The organism is Salinicola sp. LHM (genome assembly GCF_034479735.1).
In the GTDB taxonomy this organism is placed as follows: Bacteria; Pseudomonadota; Gammaproteobacteria; order Pseudomonadales; family Halomonadaceae; genus Salinicola; species Salinicola salarius.
On sequence record NZ_CP140261.1, the window covers coordinates 3,455,388 to 3,470,462 of the forward strand.

The window sequence follows — 15,075 nt, forward strand, 5'->3', positions numbered from 1 at the left end:
ATCATTGAACAGCGGCTTTATATCCAATCAACTATATATAAGACATTAGTCAATCGTTTCCACGATACTAAGGTAGAAGATTTAACACCTTGTTTTCGTTAATCAATATTGCTATTGAGCACTATAGGGAGATGGCAAGTCGATAACGTATCCCGTCGACGAGCCAAGGCGCGAATAAAGGCGACTTTAGTCTCCATAAAACGAGTGATCGAAAAGCGCCTGTCGATCGAATCTTCCCGCGGAAAATTCGTACGCATGTGAATCACTCATGATAAATGTAGTTTGTAGTCGAGCGGCTGCCCCGCCGGCGGGCATAAACTCGGAACACTTCCCAGCTTCAATGACGCGGAGAACGATAATATGGCAGATGACAAATCCAACGCTGCTGCCTATTGGAAGGCGAATCTTCGCCTGATAACCGGCTGCCTGATCGTCTGGGCGCTGGCGTCCTATGGCTGCGCCATCCTGTTACGACCCTTGCTGGCTGGCATATCCATCGGTGGCACTGACCTGGGTTTCTGGTTCGCGCAACAGGGATCCATTCTGATCTTCATCGGCTTGATCTTCTTCTATGCCTGGAAGATGAACCGGCTGGACAAACAATTCGGTCTCGGGGAGTAAGCCTGCATGAGTCAATTTGCCATCAACGTTCTCTTCGTCGGCGGCTCCTTTGCCATCTACATCGGCATTGCGATCTGGGCCAAGGCCGGTTCGACCAAGGACTTCTACGTCGCAGGCGGCGGGGTACACCCCATCACCAACGGCATGGCGATCGGCGCCGACTGGATGTCCGCCGCCTCGTTCATTTCCATGGCGGGCATCATCGCCTCGGCAGGCTATGGCGCCTCCACCTTCCTGATGGGCTGGACCGGAGGCTATGTCCTGCTGGCTCTGCTGCTGGCTCCTTACTTGCGCAAGTTCGGCAAGTTCACCGTTCCCGAGTTCATCGGCGATCGCTTCTACAGCAGGTCGGCCCGAATGGTCGCGGTGGTCTGCCTGATCATCGCCTCGCTCACCTACGTCATCGGTCAGATGGCCGGTGCCGGCGTAGCCTTCTCGCGCTTCCTGGAAGTCGACGCGACCACCGGCCTCATCATCGCCGCCATTGTCGTGTTCTTCTATTCGGTCCTGGGAGGCATGAAGGGCATCACCTATACCCAGGTGGCTCAGTACATCGTGCTGATCATCGCCTACACCATCCCGGCGGTGTTCATTTCGCTGCAACTGACCGACAACCCGATACCGCCGCTCGGCCTGTTCTCCGATCACAGCGTCTCCGGCGAGCCGCTGTTGGCCAAGCTCAACGAAGTCGTCTCCGCACTGGGCTTCAGTGAATACACGGCGATGGTCGACAACAAGCTGAACATGGTGCTGTTCACGCTATCGCTGATGATCGGCACCGCGGGGCTGCCGCACGTCATCATGCGCTTTTTCACCGTTCCCAAGGTCGCCGACGCACGCTGGTCCGCCGGCTGGGCGCTGGTGTTCATCGGCCTGCTCTATCTGACCGCGCCGGCCGTGGCCTCGATGGCACGCCTCAACCTGGTGACCACCATCTACCCGGACATGGCGGCGGGTCAGATCGAGAACGTCGAAGAGGTCACAGCCAACTCCATCGCCTACACGGACCGTCCCGGCTGGATCCGCACCTGGGAAGAGACCGGGCTGATCACCTTCGAGGACAAGAACAACGACGGCAACATCCAGATGTACAACAACAGCGCCGACTTCTCCGGGCGCGGCTGGCAGGGCAACGAGCTGGAGGTCAGCAACGACATCCTGGTGCTGGCCAACCCGGAAATCGCCAACCTGCCCGGCTGGGTGATCGGTCTGATCGCCGCGGGCGGCCTGGCCGCAGCGCTGTCCACCGCCGCCGGGCTGTTGCTGGCGATCTCCTCGGCGATCAGTCATGACCTGATCAAAGGGGCGATCAATCCGAGGATCACCGAAAGGGGCGAACTGCGGGCAGCCCGCATTTCGATGTCCGTGGCGATCGTGGTCGCGACGTACCTCGGCGTCAATCCTCCCGGATTCGCCGCCCAGGTCGTGGCACTGGCCTTCGGTATCGCCGCCGCCTCGCTGTTCCCCGCGCTGATGATGGGAATCTTCTCCAAGCGGATCAACAACAAGGGAGCGATCGCCGGCATGCTCTCGGGCCTGATCTTCACCCTGGTATACATCTTCGTCTACAAGGGCTGGTTCTTCATTCCCGATACCAACAACCTGCCGGACACCGAAGCCAACTGGGTAATGGGCATTTCGCCGCTGTCCATCGGCTCCGTAGGCGCCATCCTCAACTTCGCCGTGGCCTACATGGTTTCCAGCGTCACCGAGGAGCCGCCGCAGGAAATTCAGGATCTGGTGGAGAGCGTGCGCTATCCCAAGGGGGCTGGTGCCGCGATCGATCACTAAGCGACAATGCTTCCTGAAGAGTCAGGCTAACTGGCACCACTCGAATCGGGCTTCCCAGCGGGAAGCCCGATTCTTTGAGCAAGGAATCACCATGATATGGCATTTGGTCGCGGCAGCCTCCGCCGGCCTGGGCGCCGCCGGCGCGGCGCTACTGTTACGTTCTCTCAGCGGCAAACGTCTGCCGCGCTGGATCATCCCGGCCTGCGCGGGGCTGGGCCTACTGGCCTACCAGATCAACTACGAATACGGCTGGTATGAATACAAGCGCCAGCAGTTGCCCGAATCAGCGAAAGTGGTATCGACCGAGAAGAGCCGGATGTTATGGCGCCCATGGACCTACCTCTATCCGCTGACGACGGCGTTCAGCGTCGTCGACCGCGACAAACTGGTGCAATCGCAAGCCAACGGCGAGCGCCTCGTCGAGTTCGTTCTCTATCGTTTCGAAATGCAGTATCGCGACGTGCTGACCCACCAGGCGTATCTGGTCAATTGCAGCGCTCGCGAGAGCGTCCCGCTCGTGGGCGATAGCCGCCAGCCCGACATCGGCCGTTTGCGTCATCTCGCGGGCGACGACCCGCCACTCGAGACGGTCTGCTCCGAAAGCTGATCCGGCACGCGGCACCATCGACATCAAACCCAGGATCGCGGCTGCCCTCGAGGTAGGCGTTGCCCTAGAATGGCCGCATATCAAGGGAGAGAGTTCATGTTCGAAGGCGGTTTATTGATCGTCGTGGCACTGCTCTACGTCGCCACGCTGTTCGTCATTGCCTGGCGCGGGGATCGGCACGCCAGACGCCACGGCGCCGCAAGCCGCCGGCCGATCGTCTACAGCCTGGCACTGGCGGTCTACTGCACCTCCTGGACCTTCTACGGCAGCGTTGGCCAGGCCGCGACATCGGGTTGGTCGTTCGCCAGCATCTTCGTCGGCCCGGTGCTCGCGTTCCTGCTGTTCTGGCCGGTGATCACCAAGATGATCCGTGTCGCCAAGCGCCAGAACGTGACCTCGATCGCCGATTTCATCGCCTCGCGCTACGGCAAGTCTCAATCGCTGGCCGCCTTTGCCAGCCTGATCGCCCTGATCGGCACGCTGCCCTATATCGCCCTCCAGCTGAAAGCCGTCTCCAGCGCCTTCCGCGTGATGACCAGCGACGGCCATGCAGTGAAGGCGCCGATCGTCGACGACACCGCCTTCTACATCACCATTTTCATGGCGGTCTTCGCGATCCTCTTCGGCACCCGCGATACCAACGCCACCGAGCATCACGAAGGGCTGATCCAGGCCATCGCCTTCGAATCGGTGGTCAAGCTGCTGGTCTTTCTGGTGCTGGGCGCCTACGTCACCTGGGGCATGTTCGATGGCCTGGGCGAACTGCTGACGCGCGCGGATACCTATCTGAAGCTGCAGCAGCAGCTGACCGAGCAGAACTTCGATACCAGTTTCTGGACCCAGACGCTGCTGGCGATGCTGGCGGTGTTCTGCCTTCCCCGCCAGTTCCATATCACGGTGGTCGAAAATACCCACACCGACGATGCCAAGCGCGCCCGCTGGCTGTTCCCGGTCTATCTGGTAGCCATCGGCTTCTTCGTCCTGCCCCTGGCTGCTGCAGGGCTGTCGCTGTTTCCCGGCGAGGGCATTTCGCCGGACAGCTATGTCCTCGCCCTGCCGATCGTCGCCGACCAGCCGTGGCTGGCGATGATGACCTTCGTCGGCGGTCTCTCGGCGGCCACCGGCATGGTGATCATGGCCGTCGTCTCCAATGCGATCATGATCTCCAACGAGATCGTGCTGCCGGCGCTGTTCCGGCTGCGCTGGTTCGAGGAGCAGCCACGGGACTACGGCCGGTTGGTGCTGCGCGCCCGACGCCTCACCATCGTCGTCATTCTCGCCCTGGCCTACCTGTTCTACCAGCTGGTCGCCGAGTACAGCTCGCTCGCCGCCACCGGCCTGCTGTCGCTCTCGGCCGCCGCCCAGTTCGCCCCGGCGCTGCTTGGCGGGCTCTACTGGAAGCGCGGCAATCGCCTGGGCGTGGTGACCGGTCTCAACGTCGGTTTCGCGATCTGGGCCTATACCCTGCTGATGCCGGCGCTGATCCAGGCCAACCTGCTGCCGGATGCGTGGCTGGCCGGCGGCCCGCTGGGGCTGGAGTGGCTCTCGCCGCTGCATCTGTTCGGTCTCAACGTCACCGACAGTTTCGCCCACGGCGTGATGCTGTCGCTGGGCTTCAACCTGTTCTTCTACATCTTCATCTCGCAGTTGACCCCGCAGCGGGTCGTCGAGCGCATTCAGGCCTCGCTGTTCGTCGACAGCATCGAAACCCGTCAGACCACGGTCAACCGCCCCTGGACGGGCGCCACGACCATGGGCGACCTCAAGGTGCTGTGCGAGCGCTTCCTGGGCAAGTCGCAGGTCGAGCGTGCCTTCGAGGACTACGCCCGGCGCAACGCCAAGCCCATGGACAACAACACCCGAGCCTCGATCGACGTCATCCAGTTCACCGAACGCCTGCTGGCCTCGGTACTTGGCGCGTCGTCATCCCGCATCGTGGTCAATTCCGCGCTCCAGGGCCGCGGTATCGGTATCTCGGACGTCATCTCGATCGTCGACGAAGCGTCACAAGTGCTGGAATTCAACCGGGCGCTGCTGCAGGCGACCATCGAGAACATCAACCAGGGCATTGGCGTGGTCGACCAGAACCTCAACCTGGTGGTCTGGAACCAGCGCTATCTGGAAATCTTCCGCTTCCCCGACAACCTGATCCGTGTCGGCACGCCGATGGAGAAGGTGTTCCGCTACAACGCCCACAACGGCGAATACGGCCCCGGCGACCCCGAGGAACACGTCGAGCAGCTGATCGAGAACATCCGCAGCGGCCAGCCGCACCGCTACGAGCGCTACCGCCCCGACGGCTCGGTGCTCGAGGTGCTGGGCAACCCGATGCCGGGTGGCGGCTTCGTCTACACCTATCAGGACATCACGCAGCAGAAGCGCACCGAGGAAGCGCTGATCCGCTCCGAAAGCAACATTCGTATCTACACCGACAACGTGCCGGCGCTGATCGCCTACTTCGACAAGGAGTGTCGCTATCTCTTCACCAACCGCGCCTACGAAGCGGCAATGGGGATCGACCGCAACGCGGTGATCGGAGAGCGGGCGGACAAGGTACTGCCGCCGCAGACGGCGCGTCAGCGCACGCCCTGGATGCAGCGTGCGCTGAGCGGCGAGCGGGTCACCTTCGAGATCTCTCTCGACGACGGCGACGGCGGCATTCGCTACATGCTGGTGACCTATACGCCACACTTCGGCGAAGGGGGGCGGATCCTCGGCTTCTTCGCGCTCTATCAGGACATCACCGAGCGCCGGCTGGCAGAGATCGCCCTGCGCGAGACCAATGAAAACCTCGAGGAGCGGGTTCGCGAGCGTACCCAGGCGCTATCGGAGGCCAACGCGGCGTTGCGCCAGGAAAACCGCGTTCGCGCCGAGGCCGAACAGGCGCTGCGCCAGGCCAAGCAGACCGCCGAGGACGCCAACGCTTCGAAGACGCGTTTTCTGGCCGCCGCCAGTCACGATCTGCTGCAACCGCTCAATGCTGCCAGGCTGTTCACCTCGGCGCTGGGCCAGCAGATCGAGGATCCCGATCACGGCCGCACCATCGGCCATATCGACAACTCCCTGCAGGCTGCCGAGGAGCTGCTGGGCACGCTGCTGGACATCTCCAAGCTCGACGCCGGCGCGCTCACGCCGCGCCGCAGCCAGTTCCCGCTGGCCGATATCCTGCGTCCGCTGCGCGCCGAATTCGAAGTCATGGCCGACGATCGCGGCCTCGATCTGGACATGGTCACGACCAGCCTGTGGGTGGACAGCGATGCCCAGATGCTGCGACGCATCATTCAGAACTTCCTGTCCAATGCCCTGCGCTATACCCAGCAGGGACGCGTCCTGCTGGGCTGCCGGCGCGCCGGCGGGCGGGTAATGATCGAGGTCTGGGATACCGGTCCCGGCATACCGGAATCCAAGCTGAGCGAGATCTTCCAGGAATTCCGGCGTCTCGATCAGGCCTCCCGCCACAAGGAGAGCGAGCGCGGACTGGGCCTGGGCCTGTCGATCTCCGAGCGCATGAGCCGCGTGCTGGACCATCCGATTCTCGTCCGCTCCCGGGTCGGCGCAGGCACCGTGTTCTCGGTCTCCGTCCCGATGATCGCCGATCGTCGCGGCGCCGCCACCCCGGAAGAGACGTCATCCAACAAGCGGGTCAGCAACAAGCTGGCCGGCACGCGCATTCTCTGTATCGACAATGAACGCCTGATCCTCGAAGGCATGAAGGCGATGCTGGAAGGCTGGGAGTGCGAAGTCTACACGGCCACCTCCATCGGTGGCGCCAAGTCGGCGCTTCGCAACATGGGTGGCGATCCGGACGCGATTCTCGCGGACTACCACCTCGACAACGAAGTCACCGGCATGATGGCCCTGGAAGCACTGGAAGAGCTCTGCGAGCAAGCCGTACCGGGCATCGTGATCACCGCCGATCGTACCGAAGAAGTCGCCGAGGAGATCAAGCGCGGCGGCTACCAGATCCTGCTCAAGCCGGTGCGCCCGGCCGCCCTGCGCGCCCTGCTGACGCGAACGCTGCAGGCGAGTCGTGCGGCGAGGCTGTCGAGCGACTAAGCTTCGGGCTTCGGGCTTCGGGCTTCGGGCTTCGGGCTTCGGGCTTCGGGCTTCGGGCTTCGGGCTTCGGGCTTCGGGCTTCGGGCTTCGGGCTTCGGGCTTCGGGCTTCGGGCTTCGGGCTTCGGGCTTCGGGCTTCGGGCTTCGGGCTTCGGGCTTCGGGCTTCGGGCTTCGGGCTTCGGGCTTCGGGCTTCGGGCTTCGGGCTTCGGGCTTCGGGCTTCGGGCTTCGGGCTTCGGGCTTCGGGCTTCGGGCTTCGGGCTTCGAAAATCAGGATGCCGTCCTTGAACAAAAAAATGTCAGCGACGCTAGCGCCGCTGACATTTTTTATTCAAAGCCGAAATCAAACCACTCCGCACAGCAAGGCAACTAGCTTTTGCTCGCGGCCCGAAGCCCGTGGCTTGCGGCTATGTCCTACTCGTCGAGGAACGAGCGCAGCGGCTCGGAACGCGACGGATGACGCAGCTTGCGCAACGCCTTGGCTTCGATCTGACGGATACGCTCGCGGGTGACGTCGAACTGCTTGCCGACCTCTTCCAGCGTGTGGTCGGTGTTCATGTCGATGCCGAAGCGCATGCGCAGCACCTTGGCTTCGCGTGCGGTCAGGCCGCCGAGAACGTTACGGGTGGCCTCGATCAGACCTTCGCCGGTGGCGGAGTCGATCGGCAGCACCATGGTGCTGTCCTCGATGAAGTCGCCCAGGTGCGAGTCTTCGTCGTCACCGATCGGCGTCTCCATGGAGATCGGTTCCTTGGCGATCTTGAGCACCTTGCGTACCTTGTCTTCCGGCATCTCGAGACGCTCGCCCAGCTCTTCCGGGGTAGGCTCGCGGCCCATCTCCTGCAGCATCTGCCGCGATACGCGGTTGAGCTTGTTGATCGTCTCGATCATGTGCACCGGAATACGGATGGTGCGGGCCTGGTCCGCGATGGAACGCGTGATCGCCTGGCGAATCCACCAGGTGGCATACGTGGAGAACTTGTAGCCACGGCGGTACTCGAACTTATCCACCGCCTTCATCAGGCCGATGTTGCCCTCCTGGATCAGATCCAGGAACTGAAGACCGCGGTTGGTGTACTTCTTGGCGATCGAGATGACCAGACGCAGGTTGGCCTCGACCATCTCCTTCTTGGCACGCCGCGCCTTGGCCTCGCCAATGGAAAGACGGCGATTGACTTCCTTCAGCTGGCCGACGTCGAGCAGCACCATTTCCTGCTCGAAACCGATCTTGCGCTGGGCGCGCTGCACGTCACCACGGAACGGTTCGAGACGATCGGCATACTTGCCGTTCTTGGCAATGAATTCGTCGAACCAGCCTTCGGCGGTTTCGTTGCCCAGAAACGAGCTGATGAACGTCTTGCGCGGCACTTTGCCCTGCTTGACGAACACCTGCATGATCGCCTTTTCCTGGCTCCGTACCTGATCGACACTGATCCGTACCTGGCCGACCAGACGCTCGAAATGCTTGGGCGACAGCTTGATCGGCGAGAACAGCTCGGCCAGACGCGCCTGCTCGATATCGGCTTCTTCGGAGCCGCGCCCGTGCTTCTCGATAGCCGCCTTGGCCGCTTCGTTCTGCTCGCGAATCTGCTCGAAGCGCACCCGTGCCTCTTCGGGATCGGGGCCGCCTTCGCTTGCGTTGTCGTCGTCTTCGCTGTCTTCGTCGTCTTCGTCGTCTTCGTCGCCGCTGATGTCGGCTTCGACTTCTTCCGGCATCTCGACTTCGGCGACCCCGGGGATCCCTTCGTCAGGATCGATGAAACCGGAGAACAGATCCGAGAGGCGTCCGGGAGCTTCCTCGTCCTGGGTCTGATCGTAGACGTCGAGAATGGAATCCACCGCGCCGGGCAGATAGGCCAGGGAGGACATGACTTCCCGCAGGCCTTCCTCGATGCGCTTGGCAATCAGGATTTCGCCTTCGCGGGTCAGCAGTTCCACCGTGCCCATCTCGCGCATGTACATGCGCACCGGGTCGGTCGTACGTCCGACATCGCTCTCCACCGCTGCCAACGCCGCCACGGCCTCTTCCGCCGCGGATTCGTCGGTGGAATCGTCGGACATCATCAGCGTGTCTTCGTCAGGTGCCTCCTCGACGACATTGATCCCCATGTCGTTGATCATGGAGATAATGTCTTCCACCTGATCCGGATCAGCGATATCTTCGGGGAGGTGATCGTTCACTTCGGCATAAGTCAGGAAGCCCTGCTCTTTGCCGCGTGCGATCAGCTCCTTCAAACGTGACTGCTGCGCATTTCCAGCCATAGAAACCCTACTCGACGAAGAAGAATGAAGCACCTGGGGTGACGGCGCGACGACCCAAAAGCCGGCTAGTATAGCGCGCCCCCGCTTTTTGCTGCCAGCTTCTATTACCTTGCCTGCCAGGTGTGCTAGTGTGCTTGGTTAACCTATCTGGTGGCGATCACCGCCATTTCAACCTTTCGACCGCCCTGTCGATTGACCACTCCACGCTTCCTTGCTAGTAGTCCTGATTTCAATCGCGACATTCGTACCCCCACGAACCTCGTGGCTCACGGCCCTCCGGCCAACTTTCCGATCAGCTCTCTCAGGCGCTGCTTGTCCGCGCTGCTGAGCGCTCCCGGTTGACGGCTCTTTTCCAGCAGCTGGTGGTACTCCTCCACCGGCGTCAAACGGGCGCTCTCGCGCTCGAGATAACGTACCCAGTTTTCCAGCTCGCTGGCCCGGACGTCGCGCGGAATTTCCAGTTCACGACGCGCCAGCTGATCGAGGCGCTCACCGTCCGCGCTGCCGTGGAAGTGAGCCAGTAGTACCTGGGGGCTGCGATAGCGTCCGGCGCGCAACAACTGCACCACTTCGCGGCACAAGCGCCCATCGGATGCTTCGATCGGACACCACTCGACCGTCTCCGGCAGCCCCTCGACCAATCCCGGTTCGTGCAACAACAGATGCAATATCCGAGCCGGAATGCTCAGAGAAAGCGTAGCAGTTCCTGGGCGAGATGCCGGGAGTCCGCGCCGCCTTGCACGATTATTGCTATTATCGACCGTCACGCCCGGGTCTGAAGTGGCGTCGATATCGCCATCCGAGGTCATCATCAGCGCTTCGTAGCCAGCGTCCGGCGTCATCGCCTGGCGCGGCTCAGGCATCGCGTGCTTCTCCAGCCAGCCGGCGAAGTGCGACTGGTCTATCCCGCTTCTGACCGACAGCTCCTTGACCAGCAGCGATTTGAGCACGCCTTCCGGTAAAAGTTTCAGGGCGTCCAGCACCGCCGTCACGAAGCGCTCGCGCCCTTCCACCTGCTTGAGATCACGCCCTTCCGCCGCCTGCTCGAACAGAAACTCCGACAGGGGGCTGGCGCAGGTGATGCGCTTCTCGAACGCCTCCTGACCTTCCTGGCGAACCACCGTATCGGGGTCTTCGCCCTCGGGCAGGAACAGGAATCGCACCTGCCGCCCATCGATCATCGACGGCAGCGCCGTCTGCAACGAGCGACGCGCAGCCTGACGGCCGGCGTTGTCGCCATCGAAGCAGAACACCACCTCGTCGACCAGCCGGAACAGCCGCTGCAGATGGTCCGTCGTCAGCGCCGTACCCAGGGTGGCGCAGGCGTTGCGAATGCCGAACTGCGCCAGCGCGACCACATCCATGTAGCCTTCGACCACCAGAACCCGGGAGAGCTGCCGATTGGCCTGACGCGCCTCGAACAGTCCGTAGAGTTCGCGTCCCTTGTGAAAGACCGGCGTCTCCGGCGAATTGAGATACTTGGGCTTGGCATCGCCCAGCACCCTGCCACCGAAGGCGATGGTGCGGCCTTTCCAGTCGCGAATCGGAAACATCACCCGGTCACGAAACCGATCGTAGGTGCGTCCGGTCTCTTCGCGGTGCACCAGCAGCCCGTACTCGACCTGGACCGCTTCGCTGATGCCCTGTTGCAGCAGATAGCGCTTGAGCGACTCCCACTCGTCCTCGGCGTAACCGATGCCGAAATCCCGGATGATCTCCTGGCTCAGGCCGCGACGATCGAGATACTCCCGGGCCTGGCGTCCGCCGCCGAGCGCCAGGCGCTCGCGAAAGAAGCGCGAAGCCAGCTCCAGCAGATTGACGCCCTCTTCACGCTTCTGCTGACGCTGACGCGCTCCCGGATCCTCGCCGCCTTCCCGCTCGACCTGCATACCTGCCCGGGATGCCAACTGCTCGACCGCTTCGGGAAAGCGCAGATTGTCGAACTCCATCAGAAACCGCAGCGCATTGCCGTGCGCGCTGCAGCCGAAGCAGTGATAGAACTGCTTGTCGTGGCTTACCGTGAACGACGGGGAGTTTTCCTGATGGAACGGGCAGAGGCCGCTGTGGTTGCGCCCGCTTTTCTTGAGCTGCACCCGCTCGGAAATCACATCGACGATGTCGGTACGGGCCAACAGGTCATCGATGAAACGTTGGGAAATCTGTCCGGCCATATCATCAGACGCTCTCGGGGGATCCGCTCGCAGGCCAGGCTGCGAACTGCCATGCCTGTCATGGAGAGATATCCAGCTGAAGATAGGACAGGCAAGAAAACACTGCATCCGCGCCGACATGGATCTTGATCCCATGGACGTTGGCGCAATGGCAGCGGAACAAAAACAAACGGCCACCTGAACGGCGGCCGTTTGATCGTCCCTCTGGGGTGACCGAAGTCACCCGCAGTACGGATCAATACAAGCGTTCGAAACGCTTACGCTCACGCTGCAACTTCTTGGCATGACGCTTCACGGCAGCCGCGGCTTTACGCTTGCGGACTGCAGTGGGCTTTTCGTAAGTTTCGCGACGGCGGACTTCGGACAGGACTCCGGCTTTTTCGCAGGAGCGTTTGAAGCGACGCAGCGCGACGTCGAACGGCTCGTTATCACGTACTTTAACAGCGGGCATGAAGCACTCACCTACCTTGGGAATTGAGTTCGGTTTGAACGCACGCCCTTTTGAACGCACGACCCGAGAAATTCGAGACAACGCCGCGAAAGGCTTCGAATCCTGACGTGTCGCTATCCGGATCTTCCCGGCCCAGATCTGTCTCACGAGATCGATCGACAGCCGAGGACGTGTTAAAGGCGCACGACCCAGTTCTACAGAGCAGAGTATTCTAGTCGCGCCCCGGAACCAATGCAAATGGCTTTTCGACAGCGTAAACTAACGCCCCTTTTCGCTTCACGACCCCGACGGACACCCGATCATGCGCGTGCTGGGCATCGAAACCTCCTGCGACGAAACCGGCGTCGCCCTCTATGACACCGAGGCCGGGCTACTGGCCGATGCGCTCTACAGTCAGATAGCGCTACATGCCGAATTTGGCGGCGTGGTGCCGGAACTCGCCTCCCGCGATCACACCCGCAAGCTGCTGCCACTGGTGGATCAGGTGCTCGACGAGGCCGGGTTGGCCAAGCGCGATCTCGATGCCATCGCCTACACTGCCGGCCCCGGCCTGGTCGGCGCGCTGATGGTGGGTGCCTGCACCGCTCACGGCATGGCGCGCGCACTCGGAATCCCCGTACTCGGCGTGCATCACATGGAAGGCCACCTGCTGGCGCCGATGCTGGAGGAGAATCCGCCGGCGTTTCCCTTCGTCGCCCTGCTGGTTTCCGGTGGGCACACCCAGCTCGTGGACGTCCGCGGCCTGGGCGACTATCGGCTGCTGGGGGAATCCGTCGACGATGCGGCCGGCGAAGCGTTCGACAAGGTCGCCAAGATGCTGGAACTCCCCTACCCCGGCGGCCCGCAGGTGGCCGCGCTGGCCGAGCAGGGGCGCAGCGAGCGCTTTCGCTTTCCCCGCCCGATGACCGACCGGCCGGGGCTCGATTTCAGCTTCTCCGGACTGAAGACCCACACCCTGACCGCACTGCGCACGCTTCGCGAACAGGACGCCCTCGACGCCCAGGCGCGCGCCGACGTCGCCCGCGCCTTCGAGGATGCCGTGGTCGACACGCTGGTGATCAAGTGCCGGCGCGCCCTCAAGGAGAGCGGGCGGAAACGCCTGGTCGTTGCCGGTGGCGTCAGCGCCAATCGGCGCCTGCGCGAGACGCTGGATACGGCACTCGCCAAACTGGGCGCCCAGGCGTTCTACCCGCGTGGCCACTTCTGTACCGACAATGGCGCGATGATCGCCTACGCCGGCGCGCAGCGTCTCGCCGCCGGCCAGCGCAGCCAGACCCTGCAGCCTCGCCCACGCTGGCCGCTGGCGGAGCTCACTCCTCCTGCGGTCTGACCTGCTGGCCGTCCTGTTGCCTGAGCCCGCGGCGATCGCACAGGGCATCTTCTTCGTCGAACGGATCGGCCAGCGCTGGTTCGTGCGTTTCGCGGCGTCGCTCCCGCCACAACCGGATGTTCCAGGCGTGCCGAGCCAGAACCAGTAGAGAGAACACGCAGATGACGCCCGTCATCGGCGGCACTAGCCAATAACTCAGCAGCGGCGCCATCAACGCCGTGGCCAGCGAGGCCACCGCCGCCGTGCGCACCCGCCAGGCGAGCAGGAACCAGCAGGTCGCGCAGATCAGCGCCACTGGCGTCGCCAGCATCAGCAGCACGCCGAACGCACTAGCCACCGCCTTGCCGCCGCGCCCCCGATGCCAGACCGGGCAGCTGTGCCCGATCAGCACGCCGAGGCCGACCAGCCCCTGGGACCAGACCGACAGCGACGCCGCGCAGGCCAGCCACAGCACCGGCATGCCCTTGGCGGCATCGATGGTCAGCGTCACCAGCGCCGGCCGCCAGCCGAAGGCACGCAGCACATTGGAAAATCCCGGATTCCCCGAGCCCGCCCAGCGAGGATCGCGCAGGCCCCAGGCACGGCATACCCAGATCGCCCCGAGCAGCGAACCGCTGAGATAGCCGGCCCCCACCAGCAGGCCGGTAACAAGGATCGGTGGCAAGACAACACTCCCCTGGCCGCGTGGCGGTCATCATCGAGCCCTGATTCTGCCACTCTCCTCGCGTACAATCGATGGCCGTTGCGTCGAGCGGGAACGGCCCGCCGATGGCAATCACCGCCAAAAGCATCGCTGCCGACGAGGAGTTAGCGTGGATCAGGTATTGATCGAAGGCTTGAGCCTGGAGACGGTCATCGGCGTCTATGACTGGGAACGTACGGTGCGCCAACGCCTGGAGCTGGATCTGGAACTCGGCACCGATATCCGCCCGGCCGCCCGGGACGACGACCTCGACCGGACGCTCGACTACGCCGCCATCTGTCAGCGTCTTGCCGATTACGCCGACGCCAACGCCCACGGCCTGGTGGAAACCTTCGCCGAGCGCGTCGCGGCACTGCTGATCGACGAATTCGGCGTCCGCCAGCTACGCCTGACCGTGCGCAAGCCCGGCGCCGTGGCCGCGGCACGCGCCGTGGGCATTCGCATCGAGCGCAGTGCCGACTGATGCCGCTGGCCGTTCTCGGGCTGGGCAGCAACATCCAACGCCGGCATCACCTGACCCGCGCCCTGGACGCGCTGGCAACCCTCGCCGACCCGGCCCCGCTACGACTCTCCCCGGTTTACGAGAGTCCCGCAGTCGGCTTCGAGGACGATCGCCCCTTCTACAATCTGGTGGTGGCGTTCGAGACCGAGCTGTCGCCGACCGCGCTCAACGACCGCTGCAAGCGCATCGAGCGCGACAATGGCCGGCCCGCCGGCCCGACCAAGTTCGTCGCCCGCACGCTGGACATCGACCTGCTGCTGTGGGGCGAGGCCGTCGGCCGCCATGGCGACGCCTGCCTGCCGCGCGAAGACATTCTGCGCTACGCTTTCGTGCTGCACCCGCTGGCCGACCTGCTGCCCTCCCACGCCCATCCGGTCGACGGCCGCACGTTCGGGGCGCTATGGGCCGCCTTCGACGCCGCCGATCAATCCCGCGCTCAACCTCACTGGCCGGTGGACTTCCGGTGGAAAGGCCGACTCGTTTCCCGCGCCACCGATGCCTGACGGCAACCAGCAACGATGAAGCACTCGCAATCTCCATCTTCTTTGCCCATTGTCTGAACTGTCACTGCTGCGCGTTGAG

General features: G+C 63.1%; 11 protein-coding genes and 1 pseudogene. 7 read left to right on the plus strand and 5 right to left on the minus strand.

Going from position 1 to position 15,075, the window contains the following annotated elements; translation table 11 throughout:
• The first annotated feature begins 360 nt into the window (after positions 1 to 360).
• From R5R73_RS15760 to R5R73_RS15775, 4 genes are all read left to right on the plus strand, one after another.
• Positions 361 to 621 (plus strand): DUF4212 domain-containing protein, encoded by a 261-nt coding sequence (locus R5R73_RS15760; protein ID WP_071231497.1) that lies wholly within the window; start codon positions 361 to 363, stop codon positions 619 to 621.
• 6 nt (positions 622 to 627) lie between these two features.
• The gene (locus tag R5R73_RS15765) at positions 628 to 2,412 is read left to right on the plus strand and encodes a sodium:solute symporter family protein (RefSeq protein ID WP_322527999.1); all 1,785 of its coding nucleotides are present in this window, start codon (positions 628 to 630) and stop codon (positions 2,410 to 2,412) included.
• Positions 2,413 to 2,503: 91 nt separating this feature from the next.
• Entirely contained in the window at positions 2,504 to 3,019 is a 516-nt protein-coding gene (locus R5R73_RS15770) for a hypothetical protein (protein ID WP_110635484.1), read from the plus strand.
• Positions 3,020 to 3,115: 96 nt separating this feature from the next.
• Complete coding sequence (locus tag R5R73_RS15775) at positions 3,116 to 7,075, plus strand: NahK/ErcS family hybrid sensor histidine kinase/response regulator (RefSeq protein WP_322528000.1); 3,960 nt, start codon at positions 3,116 to 3,118, stop codon at positions 7,073 to 7,075.
• Here R5R73_RS15775 and R5R73_RS19305 read toward each other — a convergent pair.
• From R5R73_RS19305 to rpsU, 4 genes and pseudogenes are all read right to left on the minus strand, one after another.
• Positions 6,990 to 7,295, minus strand: a pseudogene (locus R5R73_RS19305) (hypothetical protein); the annotation flags it as partial. The gene R5R73_RS15775 and the pseudogene R5R73_RS19305 sit on opposite strands and share 86 nt — an antisense overlap.
• Positions 7,296 to 7,488: 193 nt before the next feature.
• Complete coding sequence (gene rpoD / locus R5R73_RS15780; protein WP_071231493.1) at positions 7,489 to 9,336, minus strand: RNA polymerase sigma factor RpoD; 1,848 nt, start codon at positions 9,334 to 9,336, stop codon at positions 7,489 to 7,491.
• Positions 9,337 to 9,602: 266 nt separating this feature from the next.
• On the minus strand, positions 9,603 to 11,507 hold the full coding sequence (gene dnaG / locus R5R73_RS15785; RefSeq protein ID WP_322528001.1) for a DNA primase: 1,905 nt from the start codon (positions 11,505 to 11,507) through the stop codon (positions 9,603 to 9,605).
• Positions 11,508 to 11,742: 235 nt separating this feature from the next.
• The gene (gene rpsU / locus R5R73_RS15790; protein WP_075560838.1) at positions 11,743 to 11,958 is read right to left on the minus strand and encodes a 30S ribosomal protein S21; all 216 of its coding nucleotides are present in this window, start codon (positions 11,956 to 11,958) and stop codon (positions 11,743 to 11,745) included.
• Positions 11,959 to 12,259: 301 nt separating this feature from the next.
• On the opposite strand from rpsU, the gene tsaD reads away from it, so the two are divergent.
• Positions 12,260 to 13,288, plus strand: a complete 1,029-nt coding sequence (tsaD, locus tag R5R73_RS15795) for a tRNA (adenosine(37)-N6)-threonylcarbamoyltransferase complex transferase subunit TsaD (protein ID WP_322528002.1) — start codon at positions 12,260 to 12,262, stop codon at positions 13,286 to 13,288.
• Here the strand turns inward: tsaD and R5R73_RS15800 are convergent.
• Positions 13,269 to 13,952 (minus strand): glycerol-3-phosphate acyltransferase, encoded by a 684-nt coding sequence (locus R5R73_RS15800; protein WP_322528003.1) that lies wholly within the window; start codon positions 13,950 to 13,952, stop codon positions 13,269 to 13,271. The genes tsaD and R5R73_RS15800 overlap by 20 nt on opposite strands.
• A 148-nt stretch (positions 13,953 to 14,100) precedes the next feature.
• Between R5R73_RS15800 and folB the strand changes: the two genes are divergently transcribed.
• A complete protein-coding gene (gene folB, locus R5R73_RS15805) occupies positions 14,101 to 14,454 on the plus strand; it encodes a dihydroneopterin aldolase (protein ID WP_087718278.1) in 354 nt (117 codons plus the stop codon).
• Positions 14,454 to 14,996: a 2-amino-4-hydroxy-6-hydroxymethyldihydropteridine diphosphokinase gene (gene folK, locus R5R73_RS15810; RefSeq protein ID WP_303856497.1), complete on the plus strand. Its 543-nt coding sequence runs from the start codon at positions 14,454 to 14,456 to the stop codon at positions 14,994 to 14,996. The genes folB and folK overlap by 1 nt, the downstream gene beginning before the upstream one ends.
• Positions 14,997 to 15,075 lie beyond the last annotated feature (79 nt).